The organism is Streptomyces sp. NPDC101110 (genome assembly GCF_044759525.1).
Classification (GTDB): domain Bacteria; phylum Actinomycetota; class Actinomycetes; order Streptomycetales; family Streptomycetaceae; genus Streptomyces.
In genome coordinates, this window is record NZ_JBIVZM010000003.1 from 502033 (window position 1) to 527000 (window position 24968).

18 protein-coding genes and 2 tRNA genes are annotated in these 24968 nt (G+C 71.7%); 13 read left to right on the top strand and 7 right to left on the bottom strand.

Annotation, left to right across the window (positions count from 1 at the left end):
- Nucleotides 1-121 precede the first annotated feature (121 nt).
- The 7 genes from ACIQU3_RS08550 to ACIQU3_RS08580 all read left to right on the top strand — a co-directional run bounded on the left by ACIQU3_RS08550 (nt 122) and on the right by ACIQU3_RS08580 (nt 8083).
- Nucleotides 122-580 (top strand): TIGR02611 family protein, encoded by a 459-nt coding sequence (locus ACIQU3_RS08550; RefSeq protein ID WP_403728579.1) that lies wholly within the window; start codon nt 122-124, stop codon nt 578-580.
- 46 nt (nt 581-626) lie between these two features.
- Nucleotides 627-698, top strand: a tRNA-Val gene (locus ACIQU3_RS08555).
- 718 nt (nt 699-1416) lie between these two features.
- Nucleotides 1417-2706 carry an ABC transporter substrate-binding protein gene (locus ACIQU3_RS08560; RefSeq protein ID WP_403924030.1) on the top strand — a complete coding sequence of 430 codons (1290 nt, stop codon included), beginning with the start codon at nt 1417-1419 and terminating at the stop codon, nt 2704-2706.
- The gene (locus tag ACIQU3_RS08565) at nt 2706-3713 is read left to right on the top strand and encodes a carbohydrate ABC transporter permease (protein ID WP_403728574.1); all 1008 of its coding nucleotides are present in this window, start codon (nt 2706-2708) and stop codon (nt 3711-3713) included. The genes ACIQU3_RS08560 and ACIQU3_RS08565 overlap by 1 nt, the downstream gene beginning before the upstream one ends.
- Nucleotides 3710-4597, top strand: coding sequence for a carbohydrate ABC transporter permease (locus ACIQU3_RS08570; protein ID WP_403728570.1), 888 nt, complete (start codon nt 3710-3712; stop codon nt 4595-4597). The genes ACIQU3_RS08565 and ACIQU3_RS08570 overlap by 4 nt, the downstream gene beginning before the upstream one ends.
- Before the next feature lie 7 nt (nt 4598-4604).
- A complete protein-coding gene (locus ACIQU3_RS08575) occupies nt 4605-5234 on the top strand; it encodes a hypothetical protein (RefSeq protein WP_403728568.1) in 630 nt (209 codons plus the stop codon).
- A gap of 113 nt (nt 5235-5347) precedes the next feature.
- A complete protein-coding gene (locus ACIQU3_RS08580) occupies nt 5348-8083 on the top strand; it encodes a Tat pathway signal sequence domain protein (RefSeq protein ID WP_403924033.1) in 2736 nt (911 codons plus the stop codon).
- A gap of 77 nt (nt 8084-8160) precedes the next feature.
- On the opposite strand, the gene ACIQU3_RS08585 is transcribed toward ACIQU3_RS08580, so the two are convergent.
- The 4 genes from ACIQU3_RS08585 to ACIQU3_RS08600 all read right to left on the bottom strand — a co-directional run bounded on the left by ACIQU3_RS08585 (nt 8161) and on the right by ACIQU3_RS08600 (nt 14397).
- Complete coding sequence (locus tag ACIQU3_RS08585; RefSeq protein ID WP_403924037.1) at nt 8161-8367, bottom strand: hypothetical protein; 207 nt, start codon at nt 8365-8367, stop codon at nt 8161-8163.
- An 11-nt stretch (nt 8368-8378) separates the two neighbouring features.
- The gene (locus ACIQU3_RS08590) at nt 8379-9734 is read right to left on the bottom strand and encodes a diaminopimelate decarboxylase (RefSeq protein ID WP_403924040.1); all 1356 of its coding nucleotides are present in this window, start codon (nt 9732-9734) and stop codon (nt 8379-8381) included.
- A 264-nt stretch (nt 9735-9998) separates the two neighbouring features.
- The gene (locus ACIQU3_RS08595; RefSeq protein ID WP_403924043.1) at nt 9999-11660 is read right to left on the bottom strand and encodes a helix-turn-helix domain-containing protein; all 1662 of its coding nucleotides are present in this window, start codon (nt 11658-11660) and stop codon (nt 9999-10001) included.
- A gap of 352 nt (nt 11661-12012) precedes the next feature.
- Nucleotides 12013-14397: an SCO7613 C-terminal domain-containing membrane protein gene (locus ACIQU3_RS08600; protein WP_403924045.1), complete on the bottom strand. Its 2385-nt coding sequence runs from the start codon at nt 14395-14397 to the stop codon at nt 12013-12015.
- 97 nt (nt 14398-14494) lie between these two features.
- On the opposite strand from ACIQU3_RS08600, the gene ACIQU3_RS08605 reads away from it, so the two are divergent.
- Nucleotides 14495-14941 carry an SRPBCC family protein gene (locus ACIQU3_RS08605; protein WP_403728557.1) on the top strand — a complete coding sequence of 149 codons (447 nt, stop codon included), beginning with the start codon at nt 14495-14497 and terminating at the stop codon, nt 14939-14941.
- A 39-nt stretch (nt 14942-14980) separates the two neighbouring features.
- Nucleotides 14981-15052, top strand: a tRNA-Val gene (locus tag ACIQU3_RS08610).
- Nucleotides 15053-15135: 83 nt separating this feature from the next.
- Here ACIQU3_RS08610 and ACIQU3_RS08615 read toward each other — a convergent pair.
- Nucleotides 15136-15864 (bottom strand): 3'-5' exonuclease, encoded by a 729-nt coding sequence (locus ACIQU3_RS08615; RefSeq protein ID WP_403729208.1) that lies wholly within the window; start codon nt 15862-15864, stop codon nt 15136-15138.
- A 169-nt stretch (nt 15865-16033) separates the two neighbouring features.
- On the opposite strand from ACIQU3_RS08615, the gene ACIQU3_RS08620 reads away from it, so the two are divergent.
- The 4 genes from ACIQU3_RS08620 (at nt 16034) to ACIQU3_RS08635 (ending at nt 20605) form a co-directional block, all read left to right on the top strand.
- The gene (locus ACIQU3_RS08620; RefSeq protein WP_366713490.1) at nt 16034-16600 is read left to right on the top strand and encodes a DUF4365 domain-containing protein; all 567 of its coding nucleotides are present in this window, start codon (nt 16034-16036) and stop codon (nt 16598-16600) included.
- Nucleotides 16597-17814 carry a hypothetical protein gene (locus ACIQU3_RS08625; protein WP_403924048.1) on the top strand — a complete coding sequence of 406 codons (1218 nt, stop codon included), beginning with the start codon at nt 16597-16599 and terminating at the stop codon, nt 17812-17814. Before ACIQU3_RS08620 ends, ACIQU3_RS08625 begins: the two co-directional genes overlap by 4 nt.
- 187 nt (nt 17815-18001) lie before the next feature.
- Nucleotides 18002-19978 carry a threonine--tRNA ligase gene (gene thrS, locus ACIQU3_RS08630; protein WP_403728552.1) on the top strand — a complete coding sequence of 659 codons (1977 nt, stop codon included), beginning with the start codon at nt 18002-18004 and terminating at the stop codon, nt 19976-19978.
- Between the two features lie 66 nt (nt 19979-20044).
- Nucleotides 20045-20605: an HIT family protein gene (locus tag ACIQU3_RS08635; RefSeq protein ID WP_403728550.1), complete on the top strand. Its 561-nt coding sequence runs from the start codon at nt 20045-20047 to the stop codon at nt 20603-20605.
- A 140-nt stretch (nt 20606-20745) separates the two neighbouring features.
- Here ACIQU3_RS08635 and ACIQU3_RS08640 read toward each other — a convergent pair whose 3' ends face one another.
- Both ACIQU3_RS08640 and ACIQU3_RS08645 read right to left on the bottom strand, forming a co-directional pair.
- Complete coding sequence (locus tag ACIQU3_RS08640; RefSeq protein WP_403728548.1) at nt 20746-22413, bottom strand: hypothetical protein; 1668 nt, start codon at nt 22411-22413, stop codon at nt 20746-20748.
- Nucleotides 22414-22584: 171 nt separating this feature from the next.
- Nucleotides 22585-24783: an elongation factor G-like protein EF-G2 gene (locus tag ACIQU3_RS08645; RefSeq protein ID WP_403728545.1), complete on the bottom strand. Its 2199-nt coding sequence runs from the start codon at nt 24781-24783 to the stop codon at nt 22585-22587.
- Nucleotides 24784-24968 lie beyond the last annotated feature (185 nt).

A 24968-nucleotide genomic window follows, 5' to 3' on the forward strand; every position in this document is an offset into this window, starting at 1 on the left:
GGTGCCGTTGTAAACCCCTCTGAGTGTTTTGCGTGCCTTTACGTAACTCTTCCGGCCGAGAGATCGTTCGAGTCGTGCGTCCATTCCGGTGACTGGTTTCGCTCGGGTAGTGTTTGGCCGTATGAATACGGGGAGTGACGAGCCGGGCGAGGTGGCCGTGGCGTCGGACGAGACGGGGACGGGCGAAGTGCACGGCGAGCAGGACCGCGGGCTCGGCTCGCGGGCGCCGGAGTTCATCAAGGCCCGCCGGGCGCTGCACGTCAGCTGGCAGGTCGGGGTCTTCGTCATCGGGCTGGCGGTCGTCGTCGCCGGCATCATCATGCTGCCCCTTCCCGGACCGGGCTGGGTCGTGATCTTCGGCGGCATGGCGATCTGGGCGACGGAGTTCGTCTGGGCCCAGCTGGTGCTCCGCTGGACCAAGCGGAAGGTCACCGAGGCGGCCCAGCGGGCCCTCGATCCCAAGGTGCGGCGACGCAACATCATCCTGACGTCCGTCGGGCTGGTGATCGTGGGCGTCCTCGTCGGCGTCTACCTGTGGAAGTTCGGCATCACCATGCCGTGGAAGATCAAGGACCAGTGAGCGTCACAGGCACCCCCTGACATGGGGTAATGTTCTTCCTGCGCCCGGGCGATTAGCTCAGTGGGAGAGCGCTTCGTTCACACCGAAGAGGTCACTGGTTCGAACCCAGTATCGCCCACCCGGACCGACGGCCCACCTGCGTCATCGCAGGTGGGCCGTCGTCGTGTCCAGGCAGGAGTGGCGGCCGTGGGGCCCGCCCCGCTGATGGGAGCCCGAGCGGTGGTCACCACCGTGCGGCGAGCGGCGGGGACGCGGCCCCTGCCGGTCGGCAGGCGGCGCCGAGCGGCACAGCCCCATGGCGACCGGCGACCGGTGACGTCGTGCTCGCCGTCGAGGGCTCTCGGATCCTCCAAGCCCGAATGCCGCCCGCCCCGCCCTTCGCGCCGGCCGTCACGTCCCCCGTCCGCCGTGTCACGCACCGCCCGGCTCGCCGGTGGCCCCGGCCCGCCCTCGGTCGTCCCCCGTCGCCCCGCGGTCGCCCTCAACCCCCGTCGGCGCCGCACACGCCACACCCCTTGCGACAGGCCCATGGCCGGAACCCGCCCCCGAGCCCCACAATCCTCTCCGGCCGCCCGGGGCCGCTTTTCGGTCACGCCACAAACCGGTCCGGCTCGCCCCGCTGCGCTCGGCACCCCGGCCACGCCGTCGTCACCAGCGATGTCGCCCCGAGCCCGTCCCCGGGCCTACCTCCCCGTCCCGCTGAGTGACCCACTGCCTCGGCAAGAAATTCTTGTCCGAATCATTGACGCACTCTCAGCCCCTCCGTACCTTGTGCCAGCAAGCGCTTACTTGAAACGATTCATGCGAGCGGGAACGATGTGCGGGGAGGCCCAACCGTGGTGAACGGCAGGAATGTTGAGAGACGTACGATCCTGAAGGTGGCCGGAGCCACGGCAGCCACGCTGGGGTTGGCCGCGACGACCGGCTGCGGGGGCGACGGAGGGGCGTCCGCGGACGGGACGGTGACGATCCGTTACGCGTGGTGGGGTGCGGAGGATCGTGCCCAGCGCATCAACAAGACCATCGCGCTGTTCGAGGAGAAGTACCCGAAGATCAAGGTGAAAACGGACTTCCAGCCTTATCTCGACTTCTGGAAGAAGTTCAACACCCAAGCCTCCGGGGGGAATCCGCCGGACGTGTTCCAGAATGCGATCGGTTTCCTCAGGAAATACGACGCGAAGAACGTGCTGCTCGATCTCAGCGAGCAGGCCGAGGCCGGCAACCTCCGGATGGACGGATTCCGCGCCGGGCTCGAGAAGTTCGGCGAGATCGACGGGAAGCTCCTCGGTGTTCCGGTCGGTTCGAACTCCATGGCGCTGGTCATCGACAGGCCCGTCTACGCGCGGGCCGGTGTGAAACCGGAGCAGGGCTGGACCTGGGACGACTACCACGCGGCGATGAAGAAGATCCGCGACAGGACGGGACGGGCCGGTGACACCGGCCCGTACAACATCATGTACCTCTACGACCTCTACCTGCGCCAGAACGGCAAGGCGTTCTTCGCCGAGGACGGGCTCGGCTTCACCGAGGCGGATCTGACGGACTGGTGGACGAAGGCCGAGGGGGGCGTCGAGGACGGCAGCTACGCCAACCAGAAGAAGGTCGCCCAGATCAAGCCCAAGTCGGCGGTCGCCGGGGAGATCTCCGCCGGTGAGTTCACCTGGGACAACTTCACCGTCCGCTACACCTCCGAGGGCAAGAGCGAGTACGGCCTGGCCCCCATCCCGACCACGGACGGCAAGAAGACCGGCCAGTACCTCGGCTCCCTCATGCTGAGCGCGTCCAAGCGCACCCAGCACCCCAAGGAGGTCGCCCAGTTCATCGACTTCATGGTGCACGACCCCGAGGTCGCCAGGATCATGGGATACGACCGCGGCGTGCCGGCGACGCAGGCCCAGTACGACGCGTACAAGCCGGCCGACGAGGTCAACAAGGCGATCGCCGCCTATGAGGAGTCCCTCGTCGAGGCGGGAGTCCTGGAGCCGATCACCCCGCACCCGAACGGTGCGGACGTCTTCGAGGCCGCCTTCCTGCGGATCGGCGAGGAACTCGGCCTGGGCAAGCGCTCGGTGGGCGAGGCCGTCAAGCAGTTCTTCACCGAGTCGAAGACGGCTCTCGGCACCTGATGGGAACCACCGTGACACACGCCCCTGCGATGGAGGGCCTGCCCCAGGGCAAGGACTCCGAGCCGCGGCACGGTCCGGTGGACTCCTCGCGCCCCGCCGCCCTCAAACGGCGGCGGCGCCGGGAGAACCTGGCCGGCTATCTCTTCATGTCCCCGTGGATCGCCGGGTTCCTGCTGCTCACGGCGGGTCCGATGATCGCCTCGCTCTACTTCGCCTTCACCGACTACAACCTGTTCGACGCTCCCCAGTGGATCGGCCTGGACAACTTCTCCGAGATGTTCGGCGATCCGCGCTGGCGCCACTCGGTGCAGGTGACGCTCTGGTACGTGGCCGTCGGTACGCCGCTCAAGCTGATCGCCGCCCTCGGCGTGGCCCTGCTGCTCGCGCAGAGCAGGCGCGGACAGGCCTTCTACCGTGCCGCCTTCTACGCACCGTCACTGATCGGCGCGAGCGTGTCCGTCGCGATCGTCTGGAAGGCGATCTTCTCGGACGACGCGATCGTCGACCGGACCCAGAAGATCTTCGGTATCGACGCCGGCGGCTGGACCGGCGACCCGGACATGATCATCTACAGTCTGGTCGCGCTCACCGTGTGGCAGTTCGGCGCCCCCATGGTCATCTTCCTGGCCGGCCTCAAGCAGGTCCCGCGCGAGCTGTACGAGGCGGCCGAGGTCGACGGCGCGGGCCCGTTCCGCCGGTTCTGGAACATCACGCTTCCGATGATCTCCCCCGTCCTCTTCTTCAACGTCCTGCTGGAGACGATCCACTCCTTCCAGATCTTCAGCTCGGCGTACATCGTCGGCGGCGGCGCCGGAGGCAACGCCTGCGGTCCCGCCGACGGATCGATGGTCTACACCTGCTACCTCTACGTCCAGGGCTTCGAGAACAGCCGTATGGGACTGGCCTCCGCGATGGCCTGGCTGCTGCTGATCGCGGTCGCCCTGGTGACGGCGGTGCTGTTCTGGTCCCAGAAGCGCTGGGTGCACTACGAGGAGGGCGCCCGATGAGTGCGCAGGCCACTGACATCAAGCCCGCCGCCGCGGCCGGGGCGCTGCGGCGCAAGCTGCACGGCTCCCTCGCCTGGCACGTCGGGTCCCTGCTGATCCTCGCGGTGATCCTCTACCCGGTGATCTGGGTCGTCGGCGGGTCCTTCAAGAAGAGCGAGGACATCATCGGCAGCCTGGACCTGTTCCCGGGCGATCCGGTCCTCGGCAACTACAAGAGCCTCGCCGACGGCATCGCCGACATCTCGATCTCCACCTTCTTCTTCAACTCGCTCTTGCTCGCGGTCGGTTCGGTCATCGGCGTTCTGGTGTCCTGCTCACTGACGGCCTACGCCTTCGCGAGGATCCGGTTCGCGGGCCGCAATCTGCTGTTCACGCTGATGATCGGCACGCTCCTGCTGCCGTACCACGTGCTGCTGATCCCGCAGTACGTGCTGTTCCGCAACATGGAGCTGATCAACACCTACACGCCGCTGCTGCTCGGGAAGTACCTGGCCACCGAGGCGTTCTTCGTCTTCCTGATGGTGCAGTTCATGCGCGGCATGCCCAGGGAACTCGACGAGGCGGCGCGCCTCGACGGCTGCGGGCACGTGCGGATCTACTGGTCGATCGTCCTGCCGCTGTGCCGGCCGGCCCTGATCACCAGCGCGATCTTCACCTTCATCAACTCCTGGAACGACTTCATGGGCCCTTTGATCTACCTCAACGAGCCCGACAAGTACACGGTCTCGCTCGGCCTGAAGATGTTCGTCGACCAGGAAGGCCTGGCCAACTACGGAGGCATGATCGCGATGTCGCTGGTCGCGCTGCTACCGGTGCTGGCCTTCTTCCTCGCCTTCCAGCGCTATCTGATCGACGGCATGGCCACGTCGGGCCTGAAGGGCTGAGGCGGGCATGGCCGGGACACGGGTGAAGGCATGGGGGAAGTCGGTGTTCGCCAGTGGGGCCTCCCCTGCTCGAGCGGAGTCGAGAGCTTGGGGAGGTTTCGCTGTGTTCGCCGAGTGTCTGCTGACCGGGGTGTGGATCGCGGTGGCCTCGCTGGGAGTCGTCACCTACCCCGCCGCGTTCGCCGCCGGGGCGCGGCATCTGCGACGTCGTACCGCTCATGAGGCCGGTGGCCGACGGGAGTTCGTCGCCGACTTCCGCGCGGCGCTGCGCGGCGGGTGGCTCGCCGGGGTCGCCGGGTGGGTGGCGGTGGCCGCCGTCTGGGTGGACGTGCAGGCGACCCGGGCGGGGATTCCCGGCGGGCCGCTCGCCGGGGCCGTCGGAGTCGTCGCGCTGATCGGGCTCGTCGTCGCCGGGCTGCGTGCGGCGGCCGTGTGGGTGCCCGGGGCCCGTTGGCGGACGCTGCTGGCCGGGGCCGGAAGGCGGACGGTGCTCGATCCGGCCGGCTCCTTCCTGATCGTCGGCGGCTTGGCCGTGGTGGTGGTGTCCGGCTGGTTCGCCGCGCCGCTGGCGGTCGCCGTCCTCGGGACCGTCGCGGCGGCGGCCGTCGCCGTGGAGGAGCGGTACCGGCACCGCTGAACGGAGATGCCCTCATGTCCCAAGTCGGTGCCCCGGCGCCGGATCTCTCTCTGTCATGCCCCTGACCAGCGCAGGGTTCGCTTCCCGCACGGACGAGGAAAGGCAGCATCGCCATGTCTCCCATCCCCCGCAGAACCCTCCTCACGGCAGCCGCCGTCACCGGAGCCGCCGCCCAGTTCAGCCGGGCTCTGGGGGCGCAGGACGCCCAGGCCGCTCCCGGAGCCGGACCTGGTGACGCCGACCCGGTGACCCTGGACTGGCTGGAGGACGGCGGCCTCGGCGCCGCACCCGGTTCCACCGTCGGCGTGCCCTGGCCGAAGGGCGCATACCGGAAGGACCAGACCTTCGCCCTGACGGACGCCTCGGGCAAGGCCGTACCCGTGCAGTCCTGGCCCCTCGCCTACTGGCCCGACGGCTCCCTCAAGTGGACCGCGCACGCGGTCGCCTCGGGCGGCGGCAAGCTCACCCTCGCCGCCGGGACGCCCGCTGCACCCGAGAAGAAGGTCACCGTGCAGAAGCGCGGCGGCACCATCGACATCTCGACCGGTGTCATCTCCGCGAGGATCGGCACGTCCGGCTCCACCCTCGTCAAGTCCGTCAGCCGCGGCTCCACCGAGATCGCGAAGAACGGCCGGCTCGTGCTGATCCGCCAGCCCGAGATCGAGGACGAGGACCAGGGCGCGGTCAGGACCGAGCGCTTCGACGGCGCGATCTCCAAGGTCGAGGTCGAACAGGCCGGCCCGGTCCGCGCGGTGGTCCGTATCGACGGCAAGCACCGCAAGGGCGGCCGCAGTTGGCTGCCCTTCTCCATCAGGCTCTACTTCTACGCAGGCGCCGACTCCTTCCGCATGGTGCACACCATCACCTACGACGGCACGCAGGAGCCGGGCAAGGCCAGTGGCGACTTCATCCGCGGCCTCGGGATCCGCTTCACGGTGCCCATGCGGGACGAGTCGTACGACCGCCACATCCGCATCGGCGGTGACGGCACCGGACTGCTGCGCGAGGCCGTCAAGGGCATCACCGGACTGCGCCGGGACCCGGGAGCGGCCGTGCAGGCCGCCCAGTTCGAGGGCCGGAAGCTGCCCGATCCCGGCACCTGGGACCAGCGGGTGACGACCCGGCTGCAGTACATCCCCGAGTGGGGCGACTACACCCTCGCGCAGCTGTCCGCAGACGGCTTCACACTGCGCAAGCGCACCACGAAGGGGCACGGCTGGGTCGCCGCGGGCGGTGGCCGGCGCGCCTCCGGCTTCGGCTATGTGGGCGGGGCGAGTGGCGGATTCTCCTTCGGGCTGCGGGACTTCTGGGAGAAGTTCCCCGCACAGCTCGACATCCGGGACGCCCACACCGACGAGGCCGAGGTGACCCTCTGGCTCTGGTCACCCGAGGCACAGCCCATGGACATGCGCTTCTACCACGACGGCATGGGTCAGGCCACCTACCCCGAGCAGCTCGAGGGCCTCAACATCACCTACGAGGACTACGAGCCGGAGTTCGGCACCCCGTACGGCATCGCCCGCACCTCCGAACTCCTCTTCTGGGCCAACGGGTCGACCCCGGGCCCCGACCGGTTCGCCGAGCAGGTCCAGGCCGTCCGTGTGCTGCCCCAGCTGGCGGCCCCGCCCAAGCAGCTCATCAGGGCCCGGGTCTTCGGGCCGGGCCTGTACTCCGAGCCGGACCGTTCCACCCCAGCCAAGGCGAAGATCGAAGACCACCTCGACTTCCTCTTCACCTACTACAAGGACCAGGTGGAGCAGCGCCGCTGGTACGGCTTCTGGGACTACGGCGACATCATGCACACCTACGACACGCACCGGCACCAGTGGCGGTACGACATCGGCGGCTACGCCTGGGACAACTCCGAACTGTCGCCGGACCTGTGGCTCTGGTTCGCCTACCTGCGCTCCGGCCGCGCCGACATCTTCCGCTTCGCCGAGGCGATGACCCGGCACACCGGCGAGGTCGACGTCTACCACCTGGGCACATGGGCGGGCCTCGGCACCCGGCACGGTGTGCAGCACTTCGCCGACAGCGCCAAGCAGCAGCGCATCGCCAACACCACCTACCGGCGCTACTACTACTTCCTCACGGCGGACGAACGCGTCGGCGACCTCATGCACGCCAACGTCGACTCCGACGAGACGTTCCTCGTCCTCGACCCGATCCGCAAGATCCGCACCGAGCCGTACACCCCGGACCGGCACGCCCTGTCGATCGGCTTCGGCACGGACTGGAGCGGCCTGGTGTCGGCCTGGCTGACGGAGTGGGAGCGCAGGTGCCCCAAGTGGGAGAAGGCCAGGGCGCGCGTGCTGTCCACCATGGAGACCATCGCCGCCCAGCCCAACGGCTTCGTCCAGGGCACTGGGCTCTACGACCTGGACACCGGGAAGTTCGCCGTCGCGGACAAGCCCGTGGTGAGCGTCTCCCACCTGTCGGCGGTGTTCGGCCTCAACGAGCTGTGCGCCGAGCTCATCGACCTCGTCGACATGCCGAAGTTCAACGAGGCGTACTTCGACTACTGCCGGTTCTTCAACGCCACCAAGGCCGAACAGAAGGCCCGCTACGGCTCCGACTTCGGCAGTCTGCTGCTGTTCCAGGGGCACTCGCGCCTGGACGCGTACGCGGCCGTCAAGACGGGGGACGAGAAGCTCGCGGCGCGGGCCTGGGAGAAGTTCTACAACTCCGACGGCTACAAGGAGTCGGCGCCCTGGCGGACGGAGAAGGTGAGCGGCCCGGCCGCGCTGGTCCCGGGCAGCGAGGCCACCTGGGTGTCCACCAACGACACCGCGCTGTACGGCCTCGCCGCCATCGAGAACCTGGCCCTGCTCGGCGACAAGATGCCGTAGCGGGAGCCGGGAGCCGGGAGCCGGGAGCCGGAGGCCGGAGGCACGGTTGCCGGTGGCGCCACCGGCAACCGCTCGTCCTAGTCGATGATCTGGTTGAAGAACAGCACGGCGGGGGCCAGCACCCCGCCCCCGACGCTCACCGCGACCGGCCACACGTGGCCGGCCAGCGCCGCCAGGACGGTGGCACCGATGCCGGCCAGGGCCGCCAGCAGGAAGACGATCGCGGCGCGCTGGCTGAGGAGCGGTCCGTCCCGGCCGGGCCCACGGCGGTCGGCCTGTGCCACCTCGGTGCCCCCTAGCCGGCGCTGCGGACGGGCTCGTGCGCCCGGCGCCGCACCGGCACGCGGGGGGCACCCTGGCCCGGCACGTCCCAGGGGTCCTGCGCGGGGCGCAGGAGTTCGAAGTGGACGGCCCCGCCGTCGCCGTCCGTCCGGACCCCGTGCACGGCGGGTTCGGGCAGGCTGTTGTAGTGGAACGGCGTCGAGAAGTAGTAGGCGCCGGTGTCCGGGACGGTGATGAGGTCACCGGGTTCCAGCAGCGGCAGCGCATGGTCGCGCGCCAGCAGGTCCCCGGCGAAACAGGCCGGTCCCGCGATGTCCTGGCGGACCGGCCCGCCCCGCTTGGCCCTGCCGCTCGGCTCGTGCGCCTCGATGCGCAGGGGCCAGGCATCGGGGTTGAACACCGTCCGGGTGGCCACCTGCACACCGGCGTGGGTGACCGCGATCGGCCGGCCGCCCATGCTCTTGGTGTACTCGACGCAGGCGGCGGTGAAGCCGTTCTTGGCCAGGACGGAGCGTCCGAACTCGGTGACGATCCCGTACCGGCCGGAGAACAGCGCGGGTGCCTGTGCCCGCAACTGCCGGACGTAGGTGTCGAACGTCGGTGCGGTCTCGTCGTCGGCGAAGTTCACGGGCAGTCCGCCGCCGATGTCGATGCCGACCACCTGGCGCCGTCCGAGCGAGGCGTTGACCTCCTCGGCGAACTCCACGGCCCGCGCGACGCCGCCGGCCATGAGGTCGAGCGGGCAGCCCTGTGAACCGGCGTGCGTGTGCACCCAGGTGAGCCACGGGTGGTCGTGGTAGGCGCGCAGCAACCGCTGCCGGCTGCCCGGGTCCGCCAGGGGCACGCCGAACTTCGACGTGCTGGTCGCCGTGCTCATCGCGGCGATGCTGCCGCCGCCGAGCTGGGAGTTGACGCGCACTCCGATCCGCGAGACCGGGACACTGTCGCCGAGAGCCCGGTCGATCCTCGCCAGTTCCTGGTAGTTGTCCACGTTGACGGTCACCCCCAGATCGAGGGCGTGGCGCAGTTCGGCCTCCGTCTTGGCCGGTGAGTCGAAGACGATCCGCTCCGGCGCGAACCCGGCGGCCAGTGCGCGGGCCAGCTCGCCCGCGGTGGCCACCTCGCAGCCCATGCCGAGCCGGCGCAGTTCCGCCAGCACCGGCACCAGACAGTTCGCCTTGGCCGCGAACGCGTGCAGGACACCGGGGGAGGAGGGGAAGGCGCGGTGCAGGGAGGCGACGGTCGACGCGACGCCGTCCAGGTCGACGAACGCGGCCAGTGGAGACCGCTCGGCATCCAGCAGTCCCTGCCGCACCGCCTCCTGGAGGATCCGTTCGCGTCGCTCGGCGGCGGCAGTCAGTCCGGTCATGGTGTGCCCTTCCGGTGTCGTAGGCGCGGCGCCCCGGACCGCCCGGGGGTGGACCACCAGGCTGCTGTCCGCACCCGGCCGGCGTCTTCGTCGGATCGTCAAAGACGCTGGCCGCACGGACGACGGGAGGCGGCGACAACTCGCCCGCCGGGCGGTGGTGTTGTCCGCTACGACAACAGGTGAGCCCCTGGACGGTGGCCGTGGCCAAACGGCGGACCGCCTGCGTGGCCGGGCCGCGATGCCGGATGCCGTCGGGACGGGCGGTCAGGGGCGGGTACCGTCGGCCTCGCCGCCCAGACGCAGCTGCACCTGGGCCAGCAGCCGGGCGTCGGGGCTGTCGAGGTCCAGCCCGGACACCTGCGTGATGCGGCGCAACCGGTAGCGCAGACTGTTGGCATGCACGCCCAGGGCGCGCGACGCGGCGGACACGTCACCGAAGTGGTCGAGGTAGGCGCGCAGGGTCTCCACCAGGCAACTGCCGCTGTGGCCGGCGTCGAACTCCCGCAGCCGGGCCACCGACGTCCGCGCCGGCAGGGCCAACTCGCGCAGGGCGTCGACGACCTGGAGGATGCCCACGGTGTCCGCGACGTCCTCGCTGCGCGCCACGGTGTGCGGCCCGCCGGACGCGATGAGCGCCTGCAGGGCCTGCTCTGCCGACCTGCGGGATTCGGGCGCCCGTGCCAGGCCGGGGACCACGTCACCGAGCCCCGCCCTCACCGTCGAGCCGATCGTCGCCGTCAACTGCTCCGCCAGGGCGGTCCCGAGCCGTCTCACCTGGGCGTCGGCCCGCCGCGGGTCGCGTTCCAGCCCGCTCAGCAGCACCAGGGTCCTGCCGCCCGCCGGGACCACCACGACCCGGTGGCCGAGGGCCGCGCAGTGCAAGGTCAGCAGGCCGTGGAGCCCGGCCGGTTCGTCGCCCGCGGCGCGGCCGGTGCCGGTCCCCACCGCCAGGACGGCACAGGGCTCCCGGGGCGGCAGCCAGGCCCGCTCCGCGAGCACCTCGACCGAACCGCGGTCCTCCAGCAGCGCCCGGGCCGCGTCCTCCACCAGCCGCCCGTCGGAGTTGTGGGTGCGGTGGTGCAGCAGATGGGCGGCGGCGGCCCGGACCGCCGCGCGCAGCGTCTCCGCGGCGTTCGGCGACAGCGGCCGGCCGGCCACCGCCGCCACCCAGATGGACCCGAGCGCCTCTCCGCCCGCCCGCACGGCACCGACCAGACGCTCCGGATCCTGTCCTCGGGCGGGCCGGTGCAGCACGTCGTCCGCACCCCACAGCGCCTGGAAGAACCCCGCCTCCCGCATGGCCGCCACCCGCCAGGGCGGCACGCGACGGCCGAGGATGGTCAGCCGGCGCATCTCGTCCACGTTCTCCTCCGTGGAGGAGTAGGCCAGCACCCGCGACTCCGTGTCCTCGATCGTCACCGAGCCTCCCACCAGGGCGGCCACCGCGTCGGCCAGCGACTCCAGGTCGCCCAGGCGCAACTCGCCGGCCGTGGGCACCACAGGCGCGCCCGCCGAGGCCAGCCCCGCCCTCAGCACCCCCACCAGTTGTGCCCATGTGCACCAGGCGGTGCGGAAGAGTACCGCCGTGCCGCTCTCCTCCGCGGCCGTCTGCAACGCCCGCGCGGTGGCCTCCGGCCGGCCCGGACCGAACACCACGCCCGCCGCACCTGCCTCACCGGCCCGGCGCACCACGTCGACCGCGTGCGCGGAACGCGGGTCCACGCCGACCGCGAGCAGTAACTCCCGGGCTCGGATCACCGGTTCCAGGGCGTCCAGCACATGGACACCGGTGACCTTCGTGCGCAGCCCCGCCGGGGCCGTGTGCAACTCCACGGCTCCCGCCCCCACCACCGAGAGCAGCCGCTCCAGCGTCCCTTCTTCCTCGGTGCCCGGGCCCCGGCCCGACGATTCCCCCAGGTCCGTCACGGTGCCTCCCCGTCCCAGCCCGACCGTGCCACCGTGGGGCGGCCGTTCGGAGACCACGTATGACATCACGGGCCCGGTCCGCCGTCGAGAGGCCTTGGGGGCACACGGAGGCGCCGGCGGCGCGAACCGCGGGGAGTCGCACGCCCCCTGGTGCCACGTCGGACGACGTGCGCCCCGTCGCGACGCCCGGCGCGCCCTCGCGCCACACCAACCGCAAGCCCGTGCACGTCTTTGCCGCCCTCCTCCGCCTTGCATCTGCACGCCCCACGCCCCACGCCCCACGCCCCACGCCCCGCGCGGGTCGGCCGGGAGGCGCAGTCACTCCCGGCCGACCTGATCCAAACGACAGGCCCTAGCTCATCCTCCCCAGGACCTCCCGCATCCGCCGGACGTCCCGGATGCGCTGCTCGTAGGTCGCCCCGAGTGCCAGCAGCAGGAGGCCGGCCAGGGCGGGAGGCGCCCAGCGGGGGAGGGCCCCCGTCACCTGGACGACGTACGGGGCGAGTTCGTGCAGGGTGACCAGGGCCAGCACCCAGCCGCCGAGTACCAGCGGTGCCCGTAGCCGGTGCCGGGCGCCCAGCAGGGTGACCAGCAGCGCCGCGACGCCGAGCAGCAGCGGCCGGGTCCACCGCGGGTCGGCCCAGGCCGCGACCAGGCTCGGCAGGAGGGTCGCGGCGAGCCCGGGGCCGTACGCCGTCCAGGAGGAGGCCCGCGGGTCGCGGCGCCGCCGCAACGCTCCGACGAGCAGCGCCGGCACGGTCACGGGAAGGGTGTAGGCCTCGGGCGTGCCGATGTCCCAGGCGGCCAGGCGCACCCAGGCGGCCAGCACGAACAGGGCCGTGGCCGCGTAGCCGACGGGACGACGCCCGGCGCGCAGGGCCGTGCCCGCCGCGATCACCCCGCACAGGGCCAGCACCAGCGCGAGCATCGGCGGGTCGGTGACGGCCAGAGTCAAGGCGAACAGCCCGAGGGCGGCTCCCACGGACTCGACCGGCACCGTCGCCCGGGACGCACCGAGACGCGGCGCCAGCAGGGCGGCGGCAGCGGCGGCCGGCAGGACCAGCAGGGCGGTCCGGGCCGACGGCCAGTCCGCGGCGGCACCCGACGCCGAGGCCAGCGCGCCGGCGTACAGCAGAGCGGCCTGGGCCGTGAACGGGGCGACGCCCGCCCGCCACGAGGCCGCGGCGAACAGCGTCGTCAGCGCGGACAGCACGGCGAGGGTCGCGGACTGGGACGCGAGGGAGACCAGGGTGAGAGCGGCCGCCGTGACCAGGGCGAGGACGAGCGCGGTGACCTGCGCGGCGGACGCCGTGACCCGGCACATGTACAGGGCCGCCGCCGTCAGCACGCCCAGGACCGGCAGACCGGCGGCGTACGGGATCTCCAGGATCGCCGGGAGGACCAGCGCCGTGGCCCAGAGCAGGCCGGCCGCACCGAGCCGGGCCCGCGCACGCCACACGTCCGTACGGACCGCCAGGGAGAGCACCGCCGCCACGGCCATCAGCACCGCCGGAGCCACCGTCGCGTGCGGCGGCCAGGGCACGTCGACGGCCACCGCCGCACGGGCGTCCGACGGCGCACCGCTCCACACCCGGCCCAGCCGGCCGGCCGGGCCGAGCAGCACCACCACGACCACGGGCAGCGTCGTCAGCACGGCCAGCGCCTGCACGGCACCGGACGCCCACGCGAACCCCCGCCGCAGCGCGTCGGGCAGCCGTTCGGCGCCCACCGCCGCCAGCAGGGCGATGCCGACGGCGAGATGAGCCGGGACCACCCACTCCGACGGCACCACGGAACGCACCACTCCGCCGAGCGCGCCCACGACCAGCAGCCCGGCCGCGACCGCGAGGCCGAGGGCGTGCCCGACGCCCGGACCTCGCCGTGCCGAACCCACGGCGATCACCGCCGCGAGCAGCAGCAGCGCCCCGGCGCGGGAGGCGTCACCCGGACCGCCGGCCGTAAGGGACAGCCAGCCGGCCCCCAGCACGCCCCAGCAGCCCATGCCGTAGGCGCCGACGACGGCGGTGATCCGCACCGTCCCGGCCGTCAACCGCGCCACCGTCACCGCGTCGAGCGCGGCCGTCACCAGCAGCGCGGTCGTGATCACATGCGGACCCGCGTCGGCGGCCACGGCCCACAGCAGCAGCGGGGCCTGGGCCGCCGCCAGGGCGCAGGGCAGCGGCAGACGCAGCGCGGACGCGGCAGGCAGCAGGCCGTACGCCGTCCAGGCCGCCGCGAGCACCGCCGTCGCGGCGGCCGCGTAACCGGTCCCGTCCGTTCCGGCGAGGGCCGCCGCGTGGAGCGCGTAGGCGTCGAGGACGGTCAGGGCGAGCCCGAGGCCGGCCACGGACTCGGCCGTCGACCGCAGCCCCCGCCTCAGCAGGGCCACGGGCGCCGCGAGCGCGGCCAGCGTGACCGCGCCGAGCACCAGGGCCCGCCCGGCGATTCCCATGTGCCCCCAGCTGACCAGGGTGAACACCGCCGCCGCGAGCGTGAGCAGGACACCGCCGAGGATCAGCAGCACGTTCTGCACGCTGGGCGCGGCGGTCTCCGGCCGGGCCGGTGCGGCGTGCGGCGGCCGCGGCGAAGCCTGGGCGTACGGCCGCTGCCCCGTCTGGTGCAGGGCCGCGACCAGCCAGGCGCGGCGGGTCAGCAACTGGGCGCGTCGGGCGTCCAGTTGTCGGAGCTCGGTATCGAGGAGCCGCAACTCCTCGGCCGGGGGCGGAAGGTGGGTCATGGACCGCAGTGTGGTCCGGGTCACCCCGCACGGCATGAGTGCCGGTACTCAGGCGCGTACTCAGACAGCCCACGTCACGAGTGGGCAGACTGCCGGAATGGACTGGAACCATTACCGCTTCCGCAGTCTGTGGACCCTGCCGGCACCCCCCGCCACCGTGTACGGCGTGCTGGAACGCCCCGAGGACTATCCGCACTGGTGGCGCCAGGTACGGGAGGTGACCCGGCTCGACGACACCACCGGCGTGGTCCGCGTCCGCTCCGTCCTGCCGTACGACCTGACCTTCACGGCGCGCGAGGTGCGGCACGATCCCGCGGCCGGTGTGCTGGAGACGTCCCTGTCCGGGGACCTCGAAGGCTGGGCGCGCTGGACCGTGACACCGCGCGGGCCGGGCAGCCTCGCGCGGTACGACCAGGTCGTCCGTGTGCACAAGCCGCTGCTGCGGCGGCTCGCAGTGCCGGGACGTCCCGTCTTCCGCGCCAACCACGCGCTGATGATGCGGTCCGGCCGGCGAGGGCTCCGCAGGCACCTCCGCGCGGTTTGAAGGAAACGTGCCCGGGCCTGTATGGTTCAGTGCGTTCCCGGGCGATTAGCTCAGTGGGAGAGCGCTTCGTTCACACCGAAGAGGTCACTGGTTCGAACCCAGTATCGCCCACCGGAAACAGCCGGTCCGTCGCAGACGGACCGGTTTTTTCATGCCCGCGCCCCTGTGGGCCCCGTGTCCGGCGCGCCGGACGCTCAGGCCGCCGCCGGCAGATCCGGACGCAGTGGCCACGCCGGGTCGACCGCCTCGTCCACACCGCTGCGCGCGAACCACGCCTGCAGGCCCCGCGCCTGCGCCGCGTGCCACACCGCCTGCAGCGTGTGCAGCTCACCCGGGGCGAGGCGCTCCAGCCGGGACGCGAACCTGCGGCCCACCGCCCGGGTGACCTCCAGCGCCGCCACCGCGTCGGCCGCCGCGTCGTGCGCGCCCTCCAGGACGACGCCGTAGTGCGCACACAGGTCGGTCAGGGTGCGGCGGCCCTTGCGGTAGCGGTCCAGGTGCTTGTCCAGGACCCGCGGGTCCAGCACGGTCAGCGGCGCCGACTCGAACCAGCGGCCGAGCGCCGAAGCGCGGTGGCGGCGCAACTCCCGGTCGAGCAGGGTCAGATCGAACGGCGCGTTCATCACCACCACCGGCCGCCCCGCGTGCGCCTGCTCGGCCAGCGCCTGCGCTATCTCGTACATCACCGGCGCCGGCCACCGGCCGTTGCGCTGCAGGTGCTCCTCCGTCAGCCCGTGCACCGCCGTCGCCTCCGCGGGCACCGGCACCCCCGGGTTCACCAGCCAGCGGCTCACCCGCGGCCGGATGCCCGGGGCATCCTGCACCACGAGGGCGGCCGACACGATCCGGTCGGTCTCGACGTCCACACCCGTGGTCTCCGTGTCGAAGGCGGCCAGCGGCCCTTCGTACCAGCACGTCGTCATCGCCACACAACCCCTCGTTCACCTTCGGCAGTTGACGCACCGTCCGCTGCCCGATCCGGTGATACCCGGGCTGTTTGCGCCGTACGCCGGAAGGAGACAACAGGAGTACGGGTCGCCGCAGTTCAGCGGCCCGCAACGGGGAATCACTTGTTCTGGAAGGCTGTCGGCCATGGCCATTGCGCAGCCCGAACGGGGCGGGCTGCTGCCCGAGCGCACGGCTCCCTCTCGCGGCACTCTCGCCACCACCGCCTGCATGGAGACACTGCAGGTCGGCTATCTGCACGCGGTCGCGGCCGCCGCGGGCTGCTCGCTGTCCCAGCCCTTCCCCGACAACGGCATCGACTGGCACGTCAGCCACAGCGCCCCCGGGCACACGGTCGACGACGAGGTCACCATCAAGGTGCAGCTCAAGGCCACCTACCAGGTGCCGCCCAACCCCCCGGGCCGCACCTTCTCCTTCACGCTCGACAACGACCACCTGGCGAAGCTGGCCCGCACCCCCGTGTCGGTGCACAAGATCCTCGTGGTGATGCTGGTGCCGCGCTCCCGCGACGACTGGCTGCGCGCCGGCCACGACCGGCTCGACCTCAGGCACTGCTGCTACTGGACCAACCTCGCCGGACAGCCGATCACCGGCCGTCGCCGCACCACCGTGCGCATACCGACCTCACGCATCTTCGACGACCGGGCCCTCTGCGAGATCATGACGCGGGTCGGGACGGGAGGGAAACCGTGACGCACCGCCCGACCGGGGAGCCACTGAGGCAGGTCCGCCCGCACCCCGTCGACACCACCTGGAGCGGCGCCCCGCCCGAGCCCGCCGACATCGACCCGGCCGTGCTGGGAACCCTGCTGCGCCGGCACGGCTGGCAGCGGCGCGGCGGCGCTCCGGGACGCTACGGCCGCTGGACCCCGCCCGGCCCCGGCACCGGCGGCATCAGCCTCCTGGTGCCGGAGAGCCGAGCCTTCCCCGACAGCGACGAACTGCTCGGCGAGGCCCTGCTCGCCCTGTCCCGCAGCGGCTCGCCGTCCGCCCGCGAGGTGCTCGTCTCCCTCGCCGTGCCCAGCGACGAGATCCGCTGGTGGCACGACGTCCCCGCCGGCCCCGCCGGCGCGGCGACCTGGACCGCCGAGGACCGGCTGCGCGGCGCCGCGCGACGGATGCTGCTCGCCGCGGCCCTCGCCACCCGCGCCCGGGCCGGCTACCACGGCGCCCGTCACCGCCGCGCCGCCGCCGCGGCCCTGGAGAACGTCCTGGTCGGCTCCGCCGCCGAGGGCCGCCTCACCGCGTTCGTGCCGGTGACCGGGGGCCGCCCCCTCGCCGTACGCCTCCACCAGGCCCTGTTCGCCGCCCGGGAGGCCATCGACTACCAGCGGGCCACCGGCGGCATGGACGGCTTCTCCACCGCGGTGGAGGCAGGGGTGAGCCACGAGCTCACCGAGGCCCTGGTGGCGCTCGTGCGGGGCACGGAGGGCGCCCGGATCGCCGTCGATTGGGCCCCGGCGGCCGGTGTGCCCGAGGGGTGCGCCCCCTCCGCCGAGCCCGTCGAGTTCTCACCCGGCGACCTGCCGGTGCTGCGCGAGGCGGGAGCCCGCTATCTCCGCGAGGAACCCGCCGTGCCGGTGCGGATCACGGGAGCGGTGGTACGGCTGCGCCGGACCGGGCCGCGCGGCGAGGGCACGGTACGGCTGCGCGTGCTGGCCGGTGCCGACGTGCCGAACGTGAGGATCACCCTCGACGAGGAGGCGTACCGGATCGCCGGGCACGCCCACCTCGTCGGACTCCCGGTCCGGGTGCAGGGGCGGCTGGAGAGCCGGGGCGGGTTCCGCCGCCTCACCGGTGCCCACGGCGTCGTGCCCGTGCAGGTCGACGACGCCGAGCGGGACCGCATGATGAAGGAGCTCCACGAGAACCTCGACTTCTTCGAGGGCGCCTGCGGAGGGGACTGAGCAAGCCCGGGGGAGGGGACTGAGCAAGCCCGGGGAGGGGACGCGCGGTCGGTGAAGGGGACCGGCGAAGCCCCGGCAGGGGGCCGCGGAGATCGATTTCGCGTCGGGCGGCCCCGGGTCGGTACGATCCTTACTCGTGCGCGCGCTCGGGTATGGCGCCGCAGCCCCCTTCAGTCAGGAGAGACCGGTGTCAGACGTCCGTGTGATCATCCAGCGCGATTCCGAGCGGGAAGAACGCGTGGTGACGACGGGCACTACGGCCGCCGAGCTCTTCGCCGGCGAGCGTTCGATCATCGCCGCGCGCGTGGCCGGCGAGCTCAAGGACCTGTCGTACGCCCTGTCCGACGGCGACGCGGTCGAGGGCGTCGAGATCTCCTCCGAGGACGGCCTCGACATCCTGCGCCACTCCACCGCGCACGTCATGGCGCAGGCCGTGCAGGAGCTCTTCCCCGAGGCCAAGCTCGGCATCGGCCCGCCCGTCAAGGACGGCTTCTACTACGACTTCGACGTCGAGAAGCCCTTCCACCCCGATGACCTCAAGGCCATCGAGAAGAAGATGCAGGAGATCCAGAAGCGCGGCCAGCGCTTCTCCCGCCGCGTCGTCACCGACGACGAGGCCCGCGAGGAGCTGGCCGGCGAGCCGTACAAGCTGGAGCTGATCGGCCTCAAGGGCTCCGCCTCGCACGACGACGGCGCGGACGTCGAGGTCGGCGCCGGCGAGCTGACGATCTACGACAACCTGGACGCCAAGACCGGTGACCTGTGCTGGAAGGACCTCTGCCGCGGTCCCCACCTGCCCACCACCCGCAACATCCCGGCGTTCAAGCTGATGCGCAACGCCGCCGCCTACTGGCGCGGCAGCGAGAAGAACCCCATGCTCCAGCGCATCTACGGCACCGCCTGGCCCACCAAGGACGAGCTGAAGGCGCATCTGGAGTTCCTCGCCGAGGCCGAGAAGCGCGACCACCGCAAGCTGGGCAACGAGCTCGACCTGTTCTCCATCCCCGAGCAGATCGGCTCCGGCCTCGCCGTCTTCCACCCCAAGGGCGGCATCATCCGCCGGGTCATGGAGGACTACTCGCGCCGCCGCCACGAGGAAGAGGGCTACGAGTTCGTCTACACCCCGCACGCCACCAAGGGGAAGCTCTTCGAGACCTCGGGCCACCTGGACTGGTACGCCGACGGCATGTACCCGCCCATGCAGCTCGACGAGGGCGTGGACTACTACCTCAAGCCCATGAACTGCCCGATGCACAACCTGATCTTCGACGCGCGCGGGCGTTCCTACCGGGAACTGCCGCTGCGCCTGTTCGAGTTCGGGACGGTGTACCGGTACGAGAAGTCGGGCGTCGTGCACGGCCTGACCCGGGCCCGCGGCTTCACCCAGGACGACGCGCACATCTACTGCACCCGTGAGCAGATGTCCGACGAGCTGGACTCCACGCTCACCTTCGTGCTGAACCTGCTGCGTGACTACGGCCTGACCGACTTCTACCTGGAGCTGTCCACCAAGGACCCGGAGAAGTTCGTCGGCTCGGAGGAGGCCTGGGAGGAGGCCACCGAGACGCTGCGCCAGGTCGCCGAGAAGCAGGGCCTGCCCCTGGTGCCGGACCCGGGCGGCGCCGCCTTCTACGGCCCGAAGATCTCCGTTCAGGCCAAGGACGCCATCGGCCGCACCTGGCAGATGTCGACCATCCAGCTCGACTTCAACCTGCCCGAGCGCTTCGACCTGGAGTACACCGCCGCGGACGGCACCAAGACCCGCCCGGTCATGATCCACCGTGCGCTCTTCGGCTCCATCGAGCGCTTCTTCGCGGTGCTCCTGGAGCACTACGCGGGCGCCTTCCCGGCGTGGCTCGCCCCCGTCCAGGCGGTCGGCATCCCGATCGGCGACGCGCACGTGGAGTACCTGGAGAAGTTCGCCGCCGCGGCCAGGAAGAAGGGCCTGCGCGTCGAGGTCGACTCCTCGTCCGACCGCATGCAGAAGAAGATCCGCAACGCCCAGAAGCAGAAGGTGCCCTTCATGGTCATCGCGGGCGACGAGGACATGTCCCACGAGTCCGTGTCCTTCCGCTACCGCGACGGATCGCAGGAGAACGGCATCCCCTTCGACGAGGCCATCGCGAAGATCCTGAAGGTCGTCGAGGAACGCGCTCAGGTCTGACCGGATCGTGCACGGGCCCCCAGGGAGATCCCGGGGGCCTTTGCCGTCCCCCCAGCTCGACGCCATATGCTGCACAGCATGACGAGTGAGCCGGAGCAGCAGCTGGGAGTGGGGACGCAGGACGCGTTCCAGCGTCTGTGGACGCCCCACCGGATGGCCTACATCCAGGGCGAGAACAAGCCCACCGGCCCTGGCGCCGGCGACGGCTGCCCCTTCTGCTCGATCCCGGCCAAGTCCGACGAGGACGGGCTCGTCGTCCGGCGCGGCGAGCAGGTCTACGCGGTGCTCAACCTCTACCCGTACAACGGCGGTCACCTGATGACCGTGCCCTACCGGCACGTCGCCGACTACACCGACCTCACGGCGGGGGAGACCGCCGAGCTCGGCGAACTCACCAAGCAGGCGATGACGGCCCTGCGCACGGCCTCCGGCGCGCACGGCTTCAACATCGGTATGAACCAGGGCACGGTCGCCGGTGCGGGCATCGCCGCACACCTCCACCAGCACATCGTCCCCCGCTGGGGCGGGGACACGAACTTCATGCCGGTGGTGGGACATACACGAGTGCTGCCACAGCTCCTGGCCGACACGAGGAAGATGCTGGCGGACGCCTGGCCGACCGTCTGATCACGGCAGGGGGTGGCCTTTCCCAGCCCGTCCGGCGCTTGACGACGAGGCCGTTCCGGCCGACGGGGGTCCGGGGGGGCGCAGCTCCTGGAACGCCCGCCCCCACCGGCCCGCGGCTGAGCGGCTCGACCGCCGGAGGCCTACGCGTCGTAGACGTCCGCCTTCCTCGGTGCAGCCTCCTGTACCGCCCCGCTGAGCGCCGCCGACCTGGACCCGAACTTCTCCACGTCCACCCCGTTCTCCCGCAGTACCTTCAGCGCCGCCGCATGCACCACCCGCAGCACGGGCGTCGCGGCCCGCAACGCGTCGTCGGCCATGAACCGGTGCCGCCACGGCTGGTCGGCCCACGCGTGCCGCAGACCGAACGGCTCCGGCAGCGTCAGACTGCCGCCGAGCCAGTTCAGCAGCGGCGGGTACCAGGTCAGCGGGGCGCGCGCGGCCAGCCGCACCACCTCGTCGGCGTCGATCAGCGGCAGCTTCACGGTGCGGGTCTCCCAGAACCGGAATGCCTTCTGCACCGCCTTCTCCTTGGCCGCCGGCTTCTCGTTGAACAGGGAGTTGACCGGCCCCAGGGCGTGCCCGGTGACCTCGATGCGGAGCGTGTCGTGCAGCACGGTCACCGTGATCAGCATCGTGATCACCAGATGACCGTCCCACAGGGTCCACTGCACGCCCAGGTAGTGCCGGTCGCCGCTGCCGAACTGCTGCTTGTTGCAGATGTCCTGCACGGCGTGCGTCCGCACCGTGTACGCGTCGACGTCCGTACCGCTCGGCCGGGACACCTCCGTCGCCTTCTCGCCGATCGGCGTGACGACCCAGTGCGTGATGGACGGCTTGGGGAAGCCGCCGGTGTTGATGGACGTACGCTCCAGCATGCCGAGTCCGCCCTGGATCGCCACGATGACGTCCCAGCTGCGGAAGGGGTGGAACTCCTTGCCCGGCTCGGCGGAGACCAGCTCCTCGGCCAGCTGCCAGCTGCCCCACCGCGTGCCCATGCCGAGTATGCCCTTGGGGCCCGCGTAGAAGACCGAGTTGGACCGCTGCTCGGCGGCGAGACGGGCCAGCTCCTTGCGGACCTGCTCGGCCGCGTCCCCCGGGTTGCCGGGAACCGCCTCGGGGATCTTGGCGCCGACACCGCCGCCCGACAGCAGACTCGACCAGCGCTCCCGCAGGTCCCGGGCGGTCCGCTCACAGATCTGCTTGGCCCAGAACCAGCCGACGACCGGCATGATCACCGCGGCGCGGCCGTACAGGGCCCAGAAGCCGGAGAACGGCATGCGGATCACGAACAGCACGGCGAGCGCGCCGACGGCGACCAGCAGGGTGGTGGCGAGGGCGCCCGTGCGCTTGTCCTCCCGCTTGGCCATGGTGGTGCGCAGGGTGAAGACCAGCAGCCACACGAGGAAGCCGGGCAGGAACAGCAGCCCGCAGATCACCGTGATCGCCGAGAGCCAGTTGTCGCGGTCGCGGCGGATGCGGTGGGCCGCCAGGCAGTGTTCCACGACGACCTGGGGCTCGATGCCGAACGACTGGATGACCGGCTTGCGTCCGGCACCCAGCATCCGGTCGATCACCGCCCGGGAGAAGGCCTCGCCGAACCTGGGACGGAAGATCTTCGCCCAGGAGCGCGGGGGAGTCACCTTCGACTGGTGCCACTCGTTGTCGGCGGCCAGGATCTTGGTGACCTCGTCGTCGCGGTACGCCGCGGCGGCCAGCGCATAGGTCGCCGCCGTCTGGCCGCTCGCACCCGCGAGAGGCACCTGGGCCCCCGGGCTGAAGTCGAATCCGTCCGTCACTGCCGCCCCCATCGCTGCCGCATCCGCATCTGCGGCCTTCCCGACTTCCGCGCTCCGCACACCTGTTGATCAGGTCATCAGCGTATCCGTCCGCACCGGCGAGCGGGGGCGGGCGGCCCGTCAAGCCGTCCACCCCCGCGGAGGGGAGCCCCCAGAAGGGGACTTGGTGGCGCCCGGCGCCAACTACGAGGCCACGCGCTCCTCTTCGCGCACCCGGTCCGCGACCTGCTGCGGCATCGGTTCGTGCCGCGCGTAGCGCCGGCTGAACCCCGCCGTGCCGTGCGCCATCGACCGCAGGTCGATCGCGTACCGGCCGATCTCGATCTCGGGCACCTCGGCCTTGATCAGCGTGCGCCCGCCGGGAGTCTGCTCGGTGCCGAGCACCCGCCCGCGCCGCCCCGAAAGGTCGCTCATCACGGCGCCCACGAACTCGTCGCCGACCAGCACCGACACCTCGGCCACCGGCTCCAGCAGATGGATCCTGGCGTCGGCCGCGGCCTCCCGCAGCGCGAGCGCGCCCGCCGTCTGGAAGGCGGCGTCGGAGGAGTCGACCGAGTGCGCCTTGCCGTCCAGCAGGGTCACCCGTACGTCGATGAGCGGATACCCGGCCGCGACCCCCTTCGCCGCCTGCGCCCGTACGCCCTTCTCCACCGAAGGGATGAACTGCCGGGGCACCGCGCCACCCACGACCTTGTCGACGAACTCGATGCCGGACCCGCCGGGCAGCGGCTCGACCTCGATCTCGCAGATCGCGAACTGCCCGTGCCCGCCGGACTGCTTGACGTGCCTGCCGCGCCCCGCCGACCTGGTCGCGAACGTCTCGCGCAGGGACACCCGGTGGGGCACTACGTCGACCTGGACGCCGTACCGGCTGCGCAGCCGCTCCAGGGCGACGTCGGCGTGCGCCTCGCCCAGGCACCACAGGACCACCTGGTGGGTGTCCTGATTCTGCTCCAGCCGCATCGTCGGATCCTCCGCCACCAGGCGGGCCAGGCCCTGGGACAGCTTGTCCTCGTCCGGTTTGCTGTGCGCCTGGATGGCCAGCGGCAGCAGCGGGTCGGGCATCTGCCACGGCTCCATGAGCAGCGGGTCGTCCTTGGCGGACAGGGTGTCGCCGGTCTCTGCGCGGCCCAGCTTCGCCACGCACGCCAGATCGCCCGCGATGACGTGCGACACGGGCCGCTGCTGCTTGCCGAACGGCGTGGACAGGGCGCCGATCCGTTCGTCGACGTCGTGGTCCTCGTGTCCGCGGTCGGCCAGCCCGTGCCCGGACACGTGGACCGTCTGGTCGGCGCGCAGGGTGCCGGAGAACAGCCGGATCAGCGACAGCCGGCCCACGTACGGGTCCGAGGAGGTCTTCACGACCTCCGCGACCAGCGGAGCGTCCGGATCACACGGCTTGAGCTCGCGCGGCTTGCCGTCGATGGTCGTGACCCGCACCGTCTCGTGCTCCAGCGGGGTCGGGAAGCCCCGCGTGATCAGCTCCAGCAGCTCCAGGGTGCCGAGCCCCTGCCGGGCACCCTCAGCCGCGGGCGCGGCGGCCAGGACGGGGAAGAACACGCCCCGCGCGACGGCCCGCTCCAGGTCCTGGACGAGCGTTCCGACGTCGACCGGCTCCCCGCCGAGATAGCGGTCCATGAGGGTCTCGTCCTCGCTCTCGGCGATGATCCCCTCGATGAGCCGGTTGCGGGCCTCCTCGATCAGCGGCAGCTGGTCCTCGACCGGCTCGGACTCCTTGCGCTCGCCGGTCGAGTAGTCGAACAGCTTCTGCGACAGCAGCCCGATCAGCCCGGTCACGGGCGCGTGCCCGTCCGGCGCCGGGGGGCCGTGCAGCGGCAGGTAGAGCGGCAGGACCGCGTCGGGGTCGTCCCCGCCGAAGACCTCCGCGCAGGTGCGCGTCATCCCCTCGAAGTCGGAACGCGCCGACTCCAGGTGCGTGACGACGATGGCCCGGGGCATCCCCACGGCCGCGCACTCCTCCCACACCATGCGGGTCGAGCCGTCCACGCCGTCCGAGGCCGAGACGACGAAGAGGGCCGCGTCCGCCGCGCGCAGACCGGCCCTGAGCTCACCGACGAAGTCGGCGTATCCGGGGGTGTCGAGGAGATTGACCTTGATGCCGTCCCACTCGACGGGCACCAGGGAGAGCTGTACCGAGCGCTGCTGCCGGTGCTCGATGTCGTCGTAGTCGGAGACGGTGCCGCCGTCCTCCACGCGGCCCGCCCGGTTCACCGCCCCCGCCGTGAGCGCGAGGGCCTCCACCAACGTGGTCTTGCCCGATCCGGAGTGGCCGACCAGCACCACATTCCGTACGGACTGAGGGTGGTCGGCCGCTTGTGCCCTGCCGGCGGCCCCAGGGTGTGTCTGTACCTTGTCGCCCATGATCCTGCCTCCCGTGCACGGTGAGGTCACTGTGGGCGCGGACTCGCGGGAGCCGCGTGCGGTGGCGGCTCCGGCGACGCCCGCGGTCATTCGACCTTCCCACTCCCGTCTCGGTGCGTCCATACGAACGACGTGATCCCGCCGCCCACCAGCGGCTCGCGGGTTCCCCCGAAAGGGGTCCGGGT